Raw genomic sequence first — 19,303 nt, 5'->3', positions numbered from 1 at the left:
CAATTTCATCGGCATATTCAGTGAAAACATCATGAGAAGAAACGGCCCCATCGCGCTGATTTTCCATACGCTAGTGATTGCGTTCGTGCTCGCGCCGCTCGTGATCGTCGTGCTGGTCGCCTTCACGCCCGACGAAACGCTCACGTTGCCCACGCACGGCGTCTCGTTGCGCTGGTTCCGCGCGATCCTCAATTACCCGGACTTCATCGGCGCGTTCTTTAACAGCCTGAAGCTGGCGTTCGCTTCGGCGACGCTGTCGCTGATCGTGGCGCTGCCCGCCGCGCTTGCCATCGGCCGCGCGCGTTTTCCGGGGCGCAGCTTTCTCAATGGCCTGTTGCTGTCGCCACTCGTGATTCCCGGGCTCGTACTCGGCATCGCGCTGCTGCGCTTCTTCGCGCTGATCGGCGCGACCGGCTCGTTCGCGTGGCTCGTGCTCGCGCACATGATCATCATTACGCCGTTTGTAATGCGGCTCGTGCTGGCGTCGGTGAGCGGCCTCGATCGCAGTATCGAGCATGCCGCGCACTCGCTCGGCGCCGACCCGTGGACCACGTTTCGCCGCATCACCTTCCCGATGATTCTGCCTGGCATTACCGGCGGCTGGCTGCTGGCCTTCATCAACAGCTTCGACGAATTGACCATGTCGATCTTCGTCACCTCGCCGCAAACCGTCACGCTGCCGGTGCGCATGTACATGTACGCGACCGAATCGATCGATCCGATGATGGCCTCCGTCTCCGCGCTGGTGATCTTCATTACCGGCGGCGCGATGCTGCTGCTCGACCGCGTGTACGGCCTGAACCGCATTCTGATCGGCCAGCACTGATGCCCTCTTCCGACCACGCTCTCATGCCGTCCACGCTGCCGTCCCATTCGCCGTCTACCCACGCGGACGCCGCGCCCCGCGAGCCGCAGTTCGTTCGCGTGGCGGAAACGCGGCGCGCAACGCTGCACTTCTATCTCGACGGCGAACAGGTCGCCGCGCTGCAAGGCGACACGCTGCTGACCGCCGTGCTGATGCAGCAGCGCCACGTGCGCGAAAGCGAATTCAGCGGCGCGCCGCGCGCGGGCTTCTGCCTGATCGGCGCATGCCAGGACTGCTGGATGCGCACCGAAGACGGCAAACGCGTGCGCGCGTGCTCGACGCTTGTAAGCGAAGGCATGCGCGTGCTGACGCGGTTCGCCACGACCGCAACCGGAGCCGATGCCGGTCTCGGCGCCGTGAATAAAACCGGAGACGCCCGATGAGCGACGCACGCCGGATCGTGATCGTCGGCGCCGGGCCGGCGGGCGTACGCGCTGCCCAGACGCTGGTCGCGGCTGGCGTGAAGCCGATCGTGATAGATGAAAACGCGCGCTGGGGCGGCCAGATTTATCGGCAACCGCCGGAAAACGGCGGATTCGAGCGTTCGAAAAAAACGCTCTACGGTTTCGAAGCGCACAAGGCCGAAGCCTTGCATTCGACCATGGCCGCGCTGCTGCCTCATCTCGACTATCGCCCCGACACGCTCGCGTGGGCCTGCGAAGCGGGCCGACTCGATACGTTGCATGCGGGACGCGAGCTGCGCGTGCCGTTCTCGCATCTGATCATCGCCAGCGGCGCGACCGACCGCGTGCTGCCGGTGCCGGGCTGGACCTTGCCTGGCGTCTACACGCTCGGCGCGGCCCAGGTCGCGCTGAAGGCGCAGGGCTGCGCGATCGGCCGACGCGTCGTGCTGACCGGCACCGGACCGTTGTTATATCTCGTGGCGTATCAGTACGTGAAAGCCGGCGCGCAAGTCATGGCCGTGCTCGACACGAGTCCGTTCTCGCGGCAGGTCGCCGCGGCGCCGAAACTCGCGCGTCTGCCGGCTACTTTCGCGAAAGGCCTGTATTACGTCGGCTGGCTGAAAACGCATGGTGTGCGGATCGAGCGTGATGTGACACTGGTCGGCATTCGTGGCGTGGATGGTGTGCAAGCGCTCGAATGGCGCGCGTCGCGCGAAGGCGCGCCGACTGAAACCATTGCATGCGACGCGGTCGGCGTGAGCTTCGGCCTGAAGCCCGAGACGCAACTCGCCGATCTCGCGGGCTGCCGCTTCCGCTTCGACGCGACCAACCGTTGCTGGCTGCCTGAAGTCGACCAGGCGGGCCGCAGTTCCGTGCCCGGCCTCTATCTCGCCGGCGACGGCGCGGGCATCGCCGGCGCGGACGCCGCGGAACTGGCCGGGCGCCGCGCCGCGCTCGCCTTGCTCGACGATCTCGGCATCGCGCATCCGCGTGGTGCGGGCATGCCCGACGCGGCATCGATCGAGCGCAGTCTGAAACGTATCGCGGTGTTTCGCGAGGGCATCGAAACAGCCTTCGCTCCGCCCGCCAACTGCGCGTCGCAATGGCCCGACGACATGACCGTGTGCCGCTGCGAAGAGATCGACGCGGGCACGTTACGGCGCTGCATCCGCGGCGGCGAAGCGAATGAGATCAATCGGCTGAAGGCGCTCACGCGCGTCGGCATGGGCCGCTGCCAGGGACGCATGTGCGGCGAAGCCGCGCTGACCCTGCTCGCCGGGGAAACCGGCAAACCGCTCGACGCAGTGGGCCGTTTGCGGAGCCAGCCGCCCGTCAAACCGATTCCGCTCGCGCCGGAAATGTATGCCGACGACGTCGCCGATATCCCCGCGGAGGCGCGCGATGAGTAACACGCTGCATTACGACGTCGCGATTGCGGGTGGCGGCCTGGTCGGCTCATCGGCGGCACTGGAATTGGCGAAGCGCGGCTTGCGCGTGGGCCTGTTCGAGCGCCGCTATTGCGGCGCGCAGGCAAGCGGCGTGAACTACGGCGGCGTGCGCTGCCAGGGCCGACCGGTGGAACAGATGCCGCTCGCAATCCGCGCACGACGTATCTGGGACCGCTTGCCGGAGTTGATCGGCATCGATGGCGAGTTCACGATGTCGGGACATTTGCGCCTTGCTCGCAGCGAAAGCGATCTCGCCGCGCTGCAGACGTGGGCCGACATGGCGCGCGACTATGGACTGCACACGCAACTGATCAGCGGCGCGGCGTTCCGCCAGCGCTACCCGTGGCTCGGGCCGGCGGCCGTGGGCGGCTCGCTGTGCGCGAGCGACGGTCATGCGAATCCGCGGCTGGTGTCGCCCGCCTTCGCGCGCGCCGCGCGGGCTGCGGGTGCGGATGTGCGCGAACAAACCGAACTCACCGACATTCATCACGACGGCACGCGCTTTCAACTGCGCGCCGGCGATCTGCGCATCAGCGCCGACTGGCTCATCAATTCGGCAGGCGCGTGGGCGAATACGGTGGCGGGCTATTTCGGCGAGACCGCGCCGATGAAACCGATCTACCCGAACATGTGGGTCACGGAACCGTTGCCGCTCTTCATCGCCCACAACCTGGGCGTGTATGGCGGCGGCATCTACGCGCGGCAAGTGGCGCGCGGCAATTGCGTGATCGGCGGCGGACGCGGACATGGCGACGGCGAATACGGCCAGCCGTCGACGGATACCACGCGCGCCGTGATGCGCGACGCGTGCGCGCTGCTGCCCGCCTTGCGCGAGGCGCTGCTGATCCGCACATGGAGCGGCGTGGAAGGCGAAACGCCCGACAGCAATCCGATCATCGGTGCGAGCCGTAGCGTACCGCGTCTGTTGCATGCATTCGGTTTTTCAGGCGGCGGCTTCCTGCTCGCGCCGGGCGTCGGCGAACTGCTCGCCGATCTCGTCGTCGACGGCGCCACCGCGACGCCACTCGACGCTTTTTCGATTGGCCGCTTTGCTGCTGTCGCGACCTCACCAGTCGCTTAAGTCCTCGTTTAGTGAACCTCAGGAGCCCCTCAATGAAACTGTTCAAGACGCTCGCGGCGCTGGCCGCATTGTGCGCATTCGGCGCGGCCGCGCCGGCGTGGTCGCAAACCAAGACGATCTACATCGGCATGAACGGCGGCCCGATGGAGAAGGCCTATACGAGCCAGGTGCTGCCCGACTTCGAGAAGGCCAACAATGTGAAGGTGGTCGTGGTGCCGGGCACGTCGTCGGACATTCTCGCCAAGCTGCTCGCCAACAAAGCCAGCCCGCAGATCCACGTGGTGTTTCTCGACGACGGCGTGATGGCGCGCGCGGTCAGCATGGGCGTGTGCAAGAAGCTCGACGATGCACCCGTGCTCAAGGAGCTCTATCCGTTCGCGCGCATGAAGGACGACATGGGCGCGGGCGTGCAACTCGGCATGACCGGCATTGCGTACAACAAGAAGCTGTTCGCTGAAAAAGGCTGGGCGCCGCCGACCTCGTGGATGGATTTCGCCGATCCGAAATACAAGGGCAAGGTGGTGTTCCAGTCGGCGTCGAGCAGCACCTTCGGGCTGCACGGCTTTCTCGCCATCAACCGCCTGATGGGCGGCAGCGAGCAGAACGTGGAGCCGGGCTTCACGAAATGGGCGAGCACGGTGGGACCGAACGTGGTCGAGTACGTGCCGAACTCCGCGAAAATTTCCGAAATGGTCCAGACCGGCGAGGCGGGCCTGTTCCCGTTGACGCCGACCGCCGTGGGCGATCTGGCGGACAAGGGCATTCCGGTCGGCTATGTAAATCCGAAGGAAGGTCCGGTGCTGTTGCTGGTCGACTTGTGCGTGGTCAACAACAACCCCGATCCGCAACTGGCGCAGAAGCTCGCGCAATTCCTGTTGTCCGCGCCGGCGCAGACCAAGGCCGCCGAAGCCGGGCGTCAGATTCCCACCAACCGTCTCGCGAAGATGACGCCGCCAATGCAGCAGAGCCTCGGCAACGTCGACGACCTGGTGCACAAGGTGACGGTGGTCGATTGGGACACGATCAACGCGCACCGCGCGCAGTGGGATACGCGCTGGAACCGGCAGATCGAGCGCTAAGCGCTGACTGGTTGCGCATCAACGAAAACGCGCGCCTTGCAACTGTGCAAGGCGCGCGTTTTTTAATGCGTGTGCGTGGGCGGCGTTCTAGAAAATCACCGACATCGCCACCGCAAGCCAGATTCCTACCACGCCGACAAGAAACAGATGCCGCGCAATGCGAATCCGGCTATCGCTGCCTTCGGGTTCGACAGGACTCGTGGCGACCCACGGCACGAGCCCGAGGCAGCCGAAACCGATCAGCGCGGACACGAACACGAAGACGTCGGCGACTCGCCACTGGGTCGGCTCATACAAACCCCAGTAGCCGAGAAAGACGATGCCGATCGAGAAGATCGTGGCCGAAGCGGCACTGAGTGCGGGCACTGATCCGATGGGGCTCGGCATGCTTCACCTCTGATCGTTAGGCTGTTGGCCATGCCCGTGAAGTCCCGATTCGTGCCCGTGGCATCGCTCAGGACGTGCGGGCCTGCCTCGCTTCATACGTCTTCAGATGACTATAGGCGATGCGCAACAGCGACAAGCCGTGCTCGCCCTTTTGCGCGTCGCCGCCGCGCGAAATCAGATCGCCGAGAATGTGATCCGCCTCGGTATGCGAATGGTTTTCCACATCCCGCAACATGGACGCGGTGAGCGGCGAAGGCGTGAACAGCGTTTGCGTGGCGCGTGCGTCGAAGTCCGGGCCCATGGTGAAGCCGTTGTGCTCGGCCACCGCGCGGCACTCGCCGAGCAGATTCTCGATCACGCGCTTGCCGTCCGGCGCAGCCAGAATATCGCCGACCGAACCGCGCATCAAGCACGTGCTGGCTGCAAGCGTGGCCAGGAACACCCACTTCTCCCACATGCGCAGCAAAATGTTGTCGCTGACCAGTGTGTCGAAATTCGCGCCAGCCATGGCCTCGGCGATCGCCTGAACACGCTCCGAGGTGCCGCCGGCCTGTTCGCCGAACGTGATCGCATGCATGTCGTTCAGATGCACGATGTGCTGCTCGGCATTGAGCGTGGCGGCAATCACGCATTGGCCGCCCAGCACGCGCGCCGCGCCGAACTTTTCGTTGAGCACGTCGATATGGCGCATGCCGTTGAGCATCGGCAGAATCAGCGTCGACTCGCCGACGAGCGGCGCGAAGGAGTCGATGGCGTCGTCGAGACTGTAGGCTTTGCAGCTCAGCAGCACCAGATCGAACGGCTCGGCGCCGACGCCCGCGAGAATGGTTTGCGGGTCGGGCAGATTGAGATCGCCGCGCACGCTGCTGATGACGAGCCCGTCACGCTTGAGTTTTTCCGCCCGGCCCGGACGCACGAGGAAGGTCACGTCCTGGCCCGCCGCTGCGAGACGGCCGCCGAAATAGCCGCCTACGGCGCCCGCCCCTACTACAAGAATTCGCATCTTTGGCCTCTTGATAGATTTCGATCACGCGCTTGCCTCCACGAGCGAGAGCTTCAGGGGGCGCGAATGCGGCGCGTTTGCAGAATGTAGCAAAGATTGAAGATCGGCACCGGCCAGGATTGACGCGAGCCGCCGTGTTGCATTGCACAGCGGCTTACCTCAGATCAATCGGGCAATGCCGCCGGCGCGTCAGGCAAGTGCCTCTTTCACGTTGACAGCGTGCCGCAAATAGTGCGCTCGTAAAGCGCCAGCATACCCGGCACGTCCACTCCGATACACGCCTTGCAGTCGGGCCGGCTATCCCAGGCCGGCGCGGGCACCGGCATGCTCGCCGGCTTCTGGATGGTCTGACCCACTGCGATGCCGTCCGTCAGCACACGCACGGGGCCGCTGCGCGTCGTATAGAGATGCGGCGCCAGCATATAGGCCACCGCCGACGAATCGTGCACGTAGATACCCGCCAGTTGCGCGCTTTGCTCGTGAAACGCCTCGTAGTGCCGCGACACTTCCCATACGAACTGCCCGGCCGCGCCGCCGCGTTCGCGTAGCGACGCCAGATACTCGTGGCTCATGATGGTGGGCTGCGTGACGTCCAGCCCGACGATCGCGACCGGCCACGCCGCGCCAAGCACGATGTCGGCGGCATCCGGGTCGGCCAGGATATTGGCTTCCGCCGCGGGCGTGACGTTGCCGAGCACGCCGTCCGTGCCGAACGCGCCGCCCATGATCACCACCTGTTTGACGAGGGCGGCGATCCGCGGATCGTCGGCGAGCGCGAGCGCAAGGTTCGTGAGCGGGCCCACCGCGAGCAGCGTGACATCGCCGGGATGCGCGCGCACCGTGTCGATGATGAAGCGGTGCGCGGGACGCGCGTCGAGCGGAGCGTCGTCCGTTGTATCCAGCGCGATATTGCCGAGCCCGTTGTCACCGTGAATCCATGCGAGCGGCTCGGGCGCGCCGCGCTTGAGCGGCGCTGCCGCGCCCTGCGCGACCGGCACGCCGGCGGCGAACCGTCCGGCGAGAAAGCGCGCGTTGCGGGTGGTCGTTTCGATCGTCGCGTTGCCGAATACGCTCGTCAGACCGAGCAGTTCGATATCCGGATGCAGCGCCTGAAACACGAGCGCCATGGCATCGTCCACGCCTGGGTCGGTGTCGTAGATGACCTTGTGCTTGCTCATAGATAGAACGCGTCCGGCAATTGTTCGCGCGCGGTGGTGTCGCGCGTGGCGCCATGCAGGTTGCCGAGGCGAATCGGCAGTTCAGGGCCGCCCAGTTCGATGATGACCTGGCGGCAGGCGCCGCACGGCGCGATCGGGCCGTCCGTATCGCCGATCACGGCGAGCGCCGCGAACTGGTCACGCTGATAACCCGCCGCAATGGCGCTGAAAAATGCGGTACGTTCCGCGCAATTGCACAAACCATACGACGCGTTCTCGACGTTGCAACCGTCGAACACCTGGCCGTCCCTGGTCAGCAGCGCCGCGCCGACCTTGAACTTCGAATAAGGCGCATAGGCCTTTTCTCGCGCGAGGCCCGCGCGTTCCAACAGTTCTTCCATATTCATCCAGCGATCCTCGATTCAATTCAGCGTAATGAACATGCCCGCAATGGTGGCGCTCATCAGGTTCGAGAGCGTCGCGGCGAGCACGACACGCAGGCCGTAGCGCGCGACTTCGGCACGGCGTCCCGGCGCGACGGCACTAAAGCCGCCCGTCAGCACCGCGATCGACGAAAAGTTCGCGAAGCCGCACAACGCAAACGACAGGATAGCAATGGTACGCGGATCGAGCGCCGTCAGACCGGCCGCCGTCACGCTCGCGGCGTCCTTCAGATACGGCGATAGCGACGCATACGCGACGAACTCGTTGAGAATGACTTTCTGCCCGAGGAAATTGCCGGCGATCGTGGCCTCGTTCCACGGCACGCCGATCAGATACGCGAGCGGCGCGAAGACCACGCCGAGCACCGATTGCATCGACAGTTGCGGATGACCGAACCAGCCGCCCACGCTGCCCACGATTCCGTTGACCAACGCGATCAGCCCGACGAACGCGATCAGCATCGCGCCGACCATCACCGCGATTTTCAGGCCGACGGTCGCGCCGGAACTCGCGGCTTCGATGATATTGGCGGGACGCTTCTCGTCGAAGTTGAGGTTGTCGAGACGAACGCGGCTCGGCTCGGTGGACGGATGAATGATCTTGGCGAACAGCAAGCCGCCTGGCACGGCCATGAACGACGCCGCCAGCAGATACTCGATGCGCACGCCGAGGCCCGCATAGCCCGCCAGCACCGAACCGGCAACGGCCGCCATGCCGCTCGACATCACCGCGAACAGTTCGGCGCCGGTCATGTCGGGCGTGAACGGTTTGACCACGGCGGGCATTTCGCTCTGGCCGAGGAAAATCGTGGTGACCGCGGAAAACGATTCGATCTTCGACACGCCGAGCAGTTTTTGAAACACCGTGCCGAGCACGATCACGATCCAGCGCATCACGCCGAGGTAATACAGCACGGAGATCAACGCAGTGACGAAGATGATGGCCGGCAGCACGCGCACGGCGAACACGAAACCGCCGTCGCCGAAGACCTGGAACATTTTGGCCTGCACGAGGCCGCCGAACAGGAACTCGATGCCCGCGTTACCGTAGCCGAGCACATGATTGACGGCGGACGCCGCGCCCGAAAGGATCGACTTGCCGAGCGGCACGAACAGAATGAACGCGCCGATTCCCACCTGCGCCAGCAGCGCGCTGATTACAGTCCGTAAGCGGATGGCGCCACGGTTGGTGGAAAAGATGAACGCGATGAGCAGCAGTACTGCAATGCCGAGGATGTTTCTAACGATCAGTGCCATGTCTCGTGATGTTCTCGTGAAAGTGGCAGTGATGCTAAACGAAACCGGTGCCGGAATAAAAACTTTAAATATGGGCCGGCACCCTAGGGCCGCGGAATGCCTCACGGTTGATGCGGCGCGCATCTCAGGAATCGCAGCGAGGTGCATCGACAGGTATATCGCGCGTCGACGCACCCTGCTGCTATCGATTCAAACTCACAGCATTTCCAATGCCAACGCGATGCCTTGACCGCCGCCAATACACAGCGTCACGATGCCGCGTTTGATGCCATCGCGCTGCATCGAATGAAGCAGGCGCGTGGTCAGCACGGCGCCCGTCGCGCCGATCGGATGACCATGCGCAATCGCGCCGCCTTGCACGTTGATCAATTCGTCCGCCATGCCGAGCTTGCGCGCGACCGCGATCGGCACGGCGGCAAACGCTTCGTTGATCTCGAAGCGCTCGACATCGTGCAGTTGCCAACCGGCTCGTGCCAACGCCATCTGCACCGCCGGAACGGGACCGAGGCCGAACATGCCGGGTTCGACAGCGGCGACGCCATAAGACACGAGACGCGCGAGCGGAGCGATGCCGCGTGCTTCCGCGAAACCGCGCTCGGCCACCAGCATTGCGGCTGCGCCACTGTTCAATCCGGGCGCGTTGCCCGCGGTGATCGTGCCGTCGGGGCGAAATGCCGGCCGCAGTTTCGCGAGCGTGTCCACCGTGGTGTCGGGACGCGGTTGTTCATCGCGCGTGAAATGTTGCGGGCCTTTGCGCCCGGCTATTTCCACGGCAACCAGTTCGGCGTCGAAATCGCCGCGCGCTTGGGCTTCGCTGAATCGCTGCTGCGAGCGCGCGGCCCAACGGTCCTGCGTTTCGCGCGTGATATCGAATTGCGCGACGAGGTCTTCCGTGTGCCAGCCGGAATGCTCGCCGGAAAACGCGTCGTTCAGGCCGTCGCGCAACAGGCTGTCGTGGATTTGCGCGTTGCCCATGCGGTAGCCCCAGCGGCCGCCGTCCAGTAGATACGGCGCGCGGTCCATGTTTTCCATGCCGCCCGCCACGGCCGCATCGCCGAGACCCAGCAGGATTTCCTGGGCCGCCGACGCGATCGCCTGCGCGCCCGAGCCGCATACGCGATTGACCGTCAATGCCGGCACGGCCACCGGCACGCCGCCGCCGATCGACGCCTGGCGCGCGGGATTCATCTTGTTGCCGGCCTGAATCACATTGCCCATCACGACCGATGCCAACTCAGCCGCGTCGAGCCCGCTGCGGCGCAGCGTCTCGCGCACGGCGAGCGCGCCTAGCTCCGTTGCGGGCACGTCCTTCAGCGCCCCGCCGAATGCGCCGATCGGCGTTCTCACCGGATTGCAGATCACTACTTCTCGCTGATTCGCCATCATTTCTCTCCAGTTGGTTCAACACCTCATTGGCCACGCCCGTGCATCAGTCGATCGCTTGTTCAAATGTTCAGTTGTTCGACGACACCGCCGTGACCGCGTCAGGCACATCCCAGCCGCCACCGAGCGACCGGTACAACGCCACCGCCGAGAGCGCATGCTCGCGCCTGGCCTGGTTCAAGGACTCCGCGTCACGCAGATACGCCTCCTGCGCGGTGAGCACATCGAGAAAATCCGCCGCGCCGCCCTTGTACAGTTCGCTCGACAAACGCAGCGCCTGATTCGACGCATCGAGCGCGCCGCCAAGACGTTGCACCTGCACCGCGCCGCTCACCAGATCGCTGCGGTTGTCCTCGATTTCCTTGAGCGCTTGCAGCATGGTCTGCTGCAGACCGAGTTGCGATTCACGCATGCGGCTCTCGCTCGCGTCGATATTCGCGGTGATGCGGCCGGCGTTGAAGATCGGGCTCGTCGCGCTTAACGCGGCGCTGAAAAGGTTGTCGGTCAGCGTCGGCAAGCCGAGATAAGACGAGGCCAGCAGGCCGTCGGCGAGATTGAGGCGGAACTGCGGATAGCGCTGCGCCTTCGACACGCCCACTTCCGCCGCGCGTTGCTCGACCGTCGCGTAGGCGGTGCGCACGTCGGGACGCTGCAGGAGTGCTTCCGAGGGCAGCACCTGCGGCACGCTTTGCGCGGGCACCGGGATATCGCGTGCGTTGGCGAGCAGCAAGCTGTCGACGCTCTCCGGCGTGCGCCCCGAATACACCGCGATCAAACTCAATTGATGCTGCACCGCCGACTGCACGCGCGGAATCTGCGCCTGCAAATCCTGGAGCTGATTCTGCGCGCGCGCAACGTCGAGTTGCGTCGACAGTCCATAGTGCAGACGCTGCTGCGTGAGCTTCAGCGCGCGTGCGCGGATCTGCTCGTTGTCGCTCAGAATCTGCAACTGCGATTGCGCCCAGCGCAGATCGATATACGCTGCCGCCGTATTCGCCGCAAGCGCGAGGCGCACCTCGTTCAATGCGGACTGGCGTCCCGACACTTGCGCCTGCGCCGCCAGCACGGCAAGACGTTCGCCGCCGAACACGTCGGGCGTCCAGCTCGCCGTTAAGCCAACGCCGGCCTGGCGCACATAGCCGAGCGGCGGCGGCGTGTTCTGACGCGAGTCGGACGCGGTCGCGCTCGCATTCAATTCCGGCAGCAGGGCCGCGCGATTCTGCGTCGCCAGATCCTGCGCCTGCCTGACGCGCTCCACCGCTGCCTGCACATCGAGATTGCCGGTCAACACGGATTCGACCAGTTGATGCATGACCGGGTCGCCGAATTGCTCCCACCACGCGTTGGCGCTGACGCTGTCTTGCGGCGCGTCGACATTCCACGCGGCAGGCGCGACGGTCTTCACGGTTTGCGGCAAATCCGCGTGCGTTTCCGGTTGCACCGCGCACGCCGCGAGCGTCAGCAAGGCGGCGCTCGCCAGTACTTTGAAAAGGATCGGTTTCATGTTGGATTCCTCAATGAGCATCGGGCGGCGGTGCGGTGTTGCCGAACGGGCGCGAGAACAGCACGCTCAGCAGGCCGACGACGAAACACAGCGACAAGGCGTAGAACGTGTCGGAGAACGTCAATACGAGTGCTTCACGCATCAGCAGTGCGTGCAGTTCACCGAGTCCGGCGTTGGCCGCGTTCAGCACGTTGCCACCCACTGCCGCGAAATGCGCGCTTTGCTGCTGCAAGATCGATTCGACCACCGGACGGCCCACGTTCAGATGTTCGTCGAGCCGCTCGTAATGCAGGTTCAGCCGGTCGTTGAGCATCGTGCTGCTCACGGCAATGCCGATCGCGCCGCCGAGGTTACGCATCAGGTTGAACAGGCCGCTGGCGGAACGAAGCCTCGACATCGGCAACGAACCCAGCGCCATCGTCACGATGGGTGGAATGCAGAACTGCTGGCCGATGCCGCGCAACGCTTGCGGAATCAGCAATTCCTGCCAGCCCCATTGATTCGTCAGCGGCACATACAGATAACAGCCGACGCCGAACAGCACCAGGCCGAACACCAGCAGGATCCGCATATCGATAAAGCGCGCGACTATCGAATACACCACCATCGCGACCAGTTGAAAACAGCCGACCGACAGCAGCGCCACACCAATCTGCAACGAATCGAAACCACGCACACGGGACAGGAACACCGGCGTCAAAAACACCGCGCAGAAAATCCCGATCCCGGTGATGAACGACAGCAGGCTGCCAATGCCGAAGTTGCGGATCGCCAACGCGCGCAAATCCATGATCGGTTCTTTTGCGGTGAACGCATGCACGAGGAACAGAAACCCGCAGATCGCGGTGATCCATGCGCACGTCAGGATCACGTGATCGCCGAACCAGTTCTTGCGCGGCCCTTCCTCCAGCACGTATTCGAGGCAACCGAGAAAACCGGACATCAACAGGATGCCGAGGTAATCGCCCTTCTTCAGCAGCGACAGGTCGACGTTGTCGAAGTGCACGTACTTCGGCACCAACAGCGTGACGGCGAGGCCCGGCACGAGGTTCAGATAAAACAGCCAGTGCCACGACCATTGCGACGTGATCCAGCCACCAATCACCGGACCAATGGTCGGCGCGAGCGTGGCGAGCGCGCTGATGGTGGTGGAGGCGATCAGGCGCTGCTTGCCGGGGAACAGCACGAACGCGGTGGTGAACACCGTCGGGATCATCGCGGCGCCGAGCGCGCCCTGCAAACCGCGGAACAGGATCATCGAGTTGATGTCCCATGCGAGACCGCACAGCATGCTGGTGACCGTAAAGCCGAGCGCGGAAAACGCGAACACCCAGCGCGTGGAGAACACGCGGGTGAGCCAGCCGGACATCGGGATCACCAGAATTTCAGCGATCAGATACGAGGTCTGCACCCACGAGAGTTCGTCCTGGCTCGCGGACAAGCCGCCGCCGATGTCCTTGAGCGAAGACGCCACGATCTGGATATCGAGCGTCGCCATGAAAAAACCGACGCACATCAGCGTGAACGCCAGGACTTTGATTCGCGTCGGCAGGTCGGCGGGGTTGGCGAGAACTTGAGTCATGATCGGCTTATCCGCGCGCCGGCGTGTTGCCGCTATCGACATGCACTTTCACCGTGGCCGACAGGCCCGGACGCAGCACGCCTTGCATGGACTTCGGTAGATCCAGCCGCACACGCACCGGCACGCGCTGCACGATCTTCGTGAAGTTGCCGGTGGCATTCTCCGCGGGCAGCACGCTGAATGTCGCGCCGGTGGCCGGCGCGAGACTTTCAACCACGCCGTGAATCGGCGTGCTCGAGGCGTCGAGATCGACATCGACGCTGTCGCCGACGCGCATCTTCTTCAACTGGTCTTCCTTGAAGTTGGCGTCGATCCACAACCCGCTCGACGGCACCACGGTCAGCAGCGACACGCCGGTGTTCGCCAGCAGGCCGACACGCGCCGTGCGATTGCCGACATAGCCGTCGATCGGCGAGCGAATCGTCGTGTACTCCACGTTCAAGGCCGCGACGCGCTGGGCGGCCTGCGCCGTCGCGATGCGCGCCTCGGCGTCGCCGATCTGCGCGTCGAGCACGGCGATCTGCCGTTGCGCCGCGATCAGCGCGGCGCCGCTGCGATCCACAGCCGCGCGCGCCTTGGTCAAATCGGCATTCGCACGTTCGACGACCTGATTCGACACCGCGTCGTCTTTCACCAGTTCGCGGTAGCGCGTCTGGTCCGCAGCGCTGCGCGTCAGTTCGGCACCGGACGCGCGGACCTCGGCGGCCTGCTCGTTGATGGTGGCGAGCTGCAAGGACTTCTTCGCCTGCAGTTCGGTCACCGAGGCCTGCGCGCTCTGCACTTCCGCCGTGGCTTGCGCGAGCCGCGCGTCGTAATCGCGCGCATCCAGCCGGATCAGCACCTCGTTCGCGTGGACGAACTGGTTGTCGTGCACGAGCACGTCCTTGACGAAGCCGTTCACCTTCGGCGCCATCACCGTGACATCGCCGCCCACGTAGGCATCGTCAGTCGTTTCGACGAAGCGGCCGACGAAGAACCAGTACGACGCCGCAAGCGTCAGCACGGCAAGAACCGTGATGATCGCGAGCAACATCCACGGAATGCGACGTGCCGGTTTGGCGGTCTGCGCCGCGCTCGGCGGAGCGATAGTCGATGGAGTAGTGGACATGGTGTCGATATGTGCGTATGCACTCGTTACGTTGAAAAAAAAGCGCGTGGACCGCGCCGGCCGTGCGTCGCCGTAGCCGTAGCCGCGACTTTCAGACTGGATCTCGTGTGATAGCGAACAGTTCGCCTCGCAATGCCGCCGCGCGCCGTTCGCCAAAACGATGCTCGAATTCCGCTTGAGCGGCATGCCAATGCTCGCGGCCTGCCTTGAGACGCTCTTCACCTGCCGCCGTGAGCGCGATCGTCAGCGCCCGCGCGTCGGCGCCGAGCGCCTCGCTCGACACCAAACCGTTGCGGCGCAGCGGCTGGATCGTGCGGACCAGGGAGGTGCGTTCCATGCGCATGGCTTCAGCCAGTTGCTTCATCGTCATGGGGCCCGTGCGTTTGAGCCGTCCCAGCAGCGAAAACTGCGTGATGGTCAGCCCGACATTCGCCAGATGCCGGTCGTATATCTGCGAGACATAACGCGCGGCCTGGCGGATGGCAAAGCAGTCGTCGTCGAAAAGCCCTTCCATTGTTGCGCTTCCTCGTTAGTGAGTGCGTATGCACACAAACAGGCGGACCGACCCTCGCCGGAACGAGCGGGTGCGCCTCACCTAGCCGGTGATGCTGAAAAGTTCGGCGCGCAGCGTTTTGGCGCGCGCATGGCCGAACTTCTTTTCGAACTCGTCCTGCGCGGCGCGCCATGCAATGGCGGCCTGATCGAACGTGGCTTCGCCCTTCTCCGTCAGGCTGAACAGGAAGGTGCGGCCGTCATGCTCGGCCGCTTCCGCCACCACCAGACCGTCGCGCTGCAGGGGTTTCATCGCGCGGACCAGCGTGGTGCGTTCCATCACCATCGCGTCCGCCAGATCCACCATGGGCAGATTCGGCCTGCGCGCGAGCCTGGCGAGAATCGTGAACTGCGCGGCCGTCAGGCCTACTTCGCCGAGGTGGCGCTCGTAGATTTGCGTGACGTGCCGGGCCGCCTGGCGCAGCGCGAAGCAGTTGCATTCGTCGTAAGAGATGGGACGGTTCATGAGGTGGAGTCTATATGTGCATACGCACAGCGTCAAGTTTGGCTGGGTTGAACACAGTGTTGCGGAATCTGATCAACGGTCTCATCAAGCCTGCTTCCCGATAGATGGGTGGGTGGCGCACGCCGAGTGTATTTTTAGCACGTATCCGATTTCAACGGGGTCAAATCGCGGTTGCTTCAATGCACCAGCACATTGTTGATCTGGACCACGTCGGCAATGCTCAGGGCGGCTGTGTCACCCTTGAGTTGCATCAGCGCGACAATGGCGTCATAACGAGCCGCCAGCAAATCGCGTTGCGCAGAATAGAGCGCGTCGATCGCTCTGAGCACGTCGCTGGCGGTCCGGCTGCCCACCCGAAAACCAACTCGACTTGCCGCCAACACCTCTTGCGAAGACGCCACCAGATGGGCAAGCAAGTCGATTCGCGTGCGCCCGTACTGATAGCGGCTGTAATCATCGCGGGCGGCGGCTTCGGCGTCTCGCGCCGCGCCTGTGAAGCCCTCTTGTGCCTTGTCTTCCAGAGCCGATGACGCCTTTACCTTTGCCCGTGTCTCACCGCCGGAAAAAATCGGTATCGAGACGGCCAGCATGCCCGTTGTCGTGGTGGTGGGTCGCGCGTAACCGGAGGCCGCGCCGGCCGGCGTATAGCTTCCGGTGAGGTACACCGAGGGCAAGTGCTCCGACTGCGCCTTGCTCACTTCAGTCCGGGCGATCTCCCAGTCCAGTTGTTTCAGTTGAACGTTGAAGGCGTGATCCTTTGCCTGCGCGGCCCACGCTTCGACATCCTCAGGTTGCAGGCGCGGCATGGGCAAGGACTCAGGCAATCGCGCGAGCGTCTCGAACGGCACGCCGGTGGCTTGCTCGAACGCGCGGCGCTTCGCAAGCAACGTGTTTTCAGCGTCCATCCGCTCGATCGCGACCTTCTCGCGCGCGGTCTGGGCGTCGCGCAAATCGATCAGCGTAGCTTCACCCGCCGCTTTGCCTCGATTGATCAACTGCAGGTGCTGATCGACCGCGGTCGCGTATTCGCTGACGCGTCGCAACTCATCTTCGGCGACAAGCGCTTCGAAATAGACACGCACGGCCCGCAGAATTGCCGCCTGTTGCGCAGCATTCAGTTCGACAGCGCCCCGCGCTTCGACAAAATCCGCCTGCTTGTAGTTGCTCCATTTCGTCCAGTCGAACAACGGCTGCGCGATATTGACGGTCCAGCCCGACTGCCAGTAGGTCGTGGTCGGAAAACCATCCGTCGCGACGCGATTGTAGGTGCGCCCCCAGCCTGCGGAAATCTGCGGCAGTAAGCCTGCCCGCGCCTGCGGAACGGCCTGCTGCGCGGCCGCGTAGCCAGCACGCGCCTGCGCGAGACCGGTGTCGCGGCCGAGCGTCTGCTGCGTGACGGTGACAAGGTCGGCCGCAAATGCCGGACTCGCCATGGCGCAAAACAGGTGCACCACCACGCGCGCGACACGGAACTTAAACATGGGCCGGCTCCGGCAGAGGATGTAAGTGCTCGGGCACCAGTGCACCGTCTATCAGGCGATACCGAACGTCGAATGCGGCTGCCAAAGACCGGTCGTGGGTGATCACAACGACCGTGCACTTCAGCCGGCGCAGCAAGCCGGCCACGTGTTGCACCGACGCCGGATCCAGATTGGACGTCGGCTCGTCGAGCAGCAGCAGACTTCGGCCCTGATAGAGCGCACGCGCCAGCAGCAGGCGTTGCCGCTGGCCAGCGGAGATATTCGCAATGGTGTCGCTAATCACGGTTCGGGTGCGCATCGGCAGACGCATGACGTCCTGCATCAATCCCACGTCTTCGAGCAGCGCATGGACGCGCTCTTCGTCGACACTGGCTGCAAATAACGTGATGTTTTCGGCAATCGAGCCGTGCAGGATCAGGTCGCCCTGCCGCATATGGGCGGCATGCCGGCGGATCTCGTCGATAGTCAGATTGGGCCATGCGATGCCGTTGAGCATGATCTGGCCTTCCTGAAGCGGCTCGGCAGCCGACAGCAGTTTGAATAACGTCGATTTCCCCGCACCCGACGGACCCGTAATAGCGATCTTGTCGCCATTACGGATATCGATGCTCACATCTCGCAGAACCGGCTGGTCGGACACGCCGTAGCGAAACGTGAGGTTGCGCACCTCGATACGCTCGAACATGCGTATCTCCGTTACACGGTTGCGCTCGGCGAGCGGCGTATACCGCTCTTCCTCGCACTCCACGATGTCCGCCACGCGCGCGGTCGGCACGCTCAGCATGAAATACGCGAACGCGCCATTGGCGGCGTGGGCAAAACGCTCGGACATCAACGACTTGTAGATCAGAAACGAATAGAACACGCCCACGGAAACGCTGCCGGCCAGCATCAGCCGCGCGGCGAACCAGGTGATCGCAATCGTGTCCGCGTACTGAACCAGTTTGAGGATCGCGTCGCGCGCGCTGTTCAACCGGTTGCTCGCCAGCAGCGCGCCCACATATTCCTTGTACTTGATCATGTAGAGCGCCGTGCGGCGCGTCTCGCCCTGAGCGAGCTTGATCAGGCCCGCGGCCCGGATCGTTTCGATCAACGCGTCGTCGCAGCGCGCCGACGTTTCCAGCACGAGTGCATGGTTGTCCCGCATGCGCGCGAACATGCCGAGCGCGACGGCAAGATAGAGGACGAACATGGCCGCGGCGACCGCCGTCAGCATGCGGCTCTGCACCAGCATCAGACCGAGCGCCAGCGATCCCACCGCAATGTCGATGCACATCGACGTCACGGTTCGGGTCGCATAGATGCTGATCTCGTCCTGCGCCTTGACGCGCGCAAACACGTCGCCGACGTGACGCTTTTCGAACCACGACATCGGGTTGCGCAGGAGATGGCCAAGCAATCCCTCGGTCATGTTGATCTGCGTAAGCTGATGCAGCAGTTCGACAAGGCGGGACTCCACATACTGGCTCAGTGCCCCGACCGCGAAAATGCCGGCAAATGTCAGCACCAACACGCTCAGCAAATTCAGGTTGTCCGCGGAGACCACGTAGTCGAGCACGAGGTTGCCGAGATAAGGCATGGCGAGAATCGCGAACTGGCTTCCCAGCGCGACGAACATGACTTTCGCCAGTTGTTTGCGCAGTGCGGGATTCAGTGCTCGCACGCGTGCAAGCGCGCCGGGCACCGGCGATTTCGCGCGAATGCGCGGCATGGAAGGCGTTGCCGAACATTCCAGCAGATAACCGGACACGCTCGCCATAAACGTATCCATCGAGACCCGCCGCCGCCCGCTGGCCGGATCGACAACCTGAACGTAGCCACGCCCGCACTTCTCGAACACCACGAAATGCGCGCCGCCGAAGTGAAGAATCGAGCCCCGCTTGACCGAATGAAGATCCGCCATGTCGAACCGGTAGGCCTGTACGGCCAGGCCGAAGTCGGTCGCCATGTCGTAGAGATCCATCAACGTCAGACCGTTTGCCGATATGGGCCTGAACGCGGACAATTCGCGCACTTCGGTCGCGCGGCCGAGATATGAAAGCACCATTGCCAGGCAGGCATAGCCGCATTCCGCGACTTCGTTCTGATAGATCGTTCGCACTG

General features: G+C 63.9%; 18 protein-coding genes. 5 read left to right on the top strand and 13 right to left on the bottom strand.

From position 1 onward, the window contains the following. Positions 1-31: 31 nt before the first annotated feature. Genes B0G73_RS00985 through B0G73_RS00965 form a run of 5 tightly spaced genes read left to right on the top strand, consistent with a single transcriptional unit; the run spans position 32 to position 4,877 of the window. Positions 32-826, top strand: coding sequence for an ABC transporter permease (locus B0G73_RS00985; RefSeq protein ID WP_106277067.1), 795 nt, complete (start codon positions 32-34; stop codon positions 824-826). After that, positions 826-1,248, top strand: coding sequence for a (2Fe-2S)-binding protein (locus B0G73_RS00980; protein WP_106277065.1), 423 nt, complete (start codon positions 826-828; stop codon positions 1,246-1,248). Before B0G73_RS00985 ends, B0G73_RS00980 begins: the two co-directional genes overlap by 1 nt. Continuing rightward, entirely contained in the window at positions 1,245-2,678 is a 1,434-nt protein-coding gene (locus tag B0G73_RS00975) for an NAD(P)/FAD-dependent oxidoreductase (protein ID WP_106277064.1), read from the top strand. Before B0G73_RS00980 ends, B0G73_RS00975 begins: the two co-directional genes overlap by 4 nt. Beyond that, positions 2,671-3,798 (top strand): FAD-binding oxidoreductase, encoded by a 1,128-nt coding sequence (locus tag B0G73_RS00970; RefSeq protein ID WP_106277062.1) that lies wholly within the window; start codon positions 2,671-2,673, stop codon positions 3,796-3,798. The genes B0G73_RS00975 and B0G73_RS00970 overlap by 8 nt, the downstream gene beginning before the upstream one ends. Positions 3,799-3,830: 32 nt before the next feature. Beyond that, a complete protein-coding gene (locus B0G73_RS00965) occupies positions 3,831-4,877 on the top strand; it encodes an ABC transporter substrate-binding protein (RefSeq protein ID WP_106277060.1) in 1,047 nt (348 codons plus the stop codon). A gap of 87 nt (positions 4,878-4,964) precedes the next feature. On the opposite strand, the gene B0G73_RS00960 is transcribed toward B0G73_RS00965, so the two are convergent. The 13 genes from B0G73_RS00960 to B0G73_RS00900 form a co-directional block, all read right to left on the bottom strand. Beyond that, complete coding sequence (locus B0G73_RS00960; protein WP_106277058.1) at positions 4,965-5,264, bottom strand: hypothetical protein; 300 nt, start codon at positions 5,262-5,264, stop codon at positions 4,965-4,967. Positions 5,265-5,331: 67 nt separating this feature from the next. After that, positions 5,332-6,267, bottom strand: coding sequence for a 2-dehydropantoate 2-reductase (gene panE, locus B0G73_RS00955; RefSeq protein WP_106277056.1), 936 nt, complete (start codon positions 6,265-6,267; stop codon positions 5,332-5,334). 206 nt (positions 6,268-6,473) lie between these two features. Next, positions 6,474-7,445, bottom strand: a complete 972-nt coding sequence (locus tag B0G73_RS00950; protein ID WP_106277055.1) for a nucleoside hydrolase — start codon at positions 7,443-7,445, stop codon at positions 6,474-6,476. Then, positions 7,442-7,831, bottom strand: a complete 390-nt coding sequence (locus B0G73_RS00945; RefSeq protein ID WP_106277053.1) for a cytidine deaminase — start codon at positions 7,829-7,831, stop codon at positions 7,442-7,444. The genes B0G73_RS00950 and B0G73_RS00945 overlap by 4 nt, the downstream gene beginning before the upstream one ends. Before the next feature lie 15 nt (positions 7,832-7,846). Next, positions 7,847-9,124: a NupC/NupG family nucleoside CNT transporter gene (locus B0G73_RS00940; protein ID WP_106277052.1), complete on the bottom strand. Its 1,278-nt coding sequence runs from the start codon at positions 9,122-9,124 to the stop codon at positions 7,847-7,849. Positions 9,125-9,319: 195 nt separating this feature from the next. Further along, on the bottom strand, positions 9,320-10,507 hold the full coding sequence (locus B0G73_RS00935; protein WP_106277050.1) for a thiolase family protein: 1,188 nt from the start codon (positions 10,505-10,507) through the stop codon (positions 9,320-9,322). A 70-nt stretch (positions 10,508-10,577) separates the two neighbouring features. After that, entirely contained in the window at positions 10,578-12,011 is a 1,434-nt protein-coding gene (locus tag B0G73_RS00930) for an efflux transporter outer membrane subunit (protein WP_106277681.1), read from the bottom strand. A gap of 10 nt (positions 12,012-12,021) precedes the next feature. Continuing rightward, positions 12,022-13,593: a DHA2 family efflux MFS transporter permease subunit gene (locus B0G73_RS00925; RefSeq protein ID WP_106277049.1), complete on the bottom strand. Its 1,572-nt coding sequence runs from the start codon at positions 13,591-13,593 to the stop codon at positions 12,022-12,024. Between the two features lie 7 nt (positions 13,594-13,600). Continuing rightward, positions 13,601-14,701, bottom strand: coding sequence for an HlyD family secretion protein (locus tag B0G73_RS00920; RefSeq protein WP_181196472.1), 1,101 nt, complete (start codon positions 14,699-14,701; stop codon positions 13,601-13,603). 91 nt (positions 14,702-14,792) lie between these two features. Further along, positions 14,793-15,215, bottom strand: coding sequence for a MarR family winged helix-turn-helix transcriptional regulator (locus B0G73_RS00915; protein ID WP_106277047.1), 423 nt, complete (start codon positions 15,213-15,215; stop codon positions 14,793-14,795). 81 nt (positions 15,216-15,296) lie between these two features. Continuing rightward, positions 15,297-15,719: a MarR family winged helix-turn-helix transcriptional regulator gene (locus B0G73_RS00910; protein WP_106277045.1), complete on the bottom strand. Its 423-nt coding sequence runs from the start codon at positions 15,717-15,719 to the stop codon at positions 15,297-15,299. 176 nt (positions 15,720-15,895) lie between these two features. Beyond that, a complete protein-coding gene (locus tag B0G73_RS00905) occupies positions 15,896-17,200 on the bottom strand; it encodes a TolC family outer membrane protein (protein ID WP_106277043.1) in 1,305 nt (434 codons plus the stop codon). Beyond that, entirely contained in the window at positions 17,193-19,301 is a 2,109-nt protein-coding gene (locus tag B0G73_RS00900; RefSeq protein ID WP_106277042.1) for a peptidase domain-containing ABC transporter, read from the bottom strand. Before B0G73_RS00900 ends, B0G73_RS00905 begins: the two co-directional genes overlap by 8 nt. Positions 19,302-19,303: the final 2 nt, after the last annotated feature.

The sequence above is a fragment of the Paraburkholderia sp. BL25I1N1 genome, assembly GCF_003002025.1.
GTDB lineage: Bacteria > Pseudomonadota > Gammaproteobacteria > Burkholderiales > Burkholderiaceae > Paraburkholderia.
This window is presented reverse-complemented; position numbering and strand designations above follow the sequence as displayed.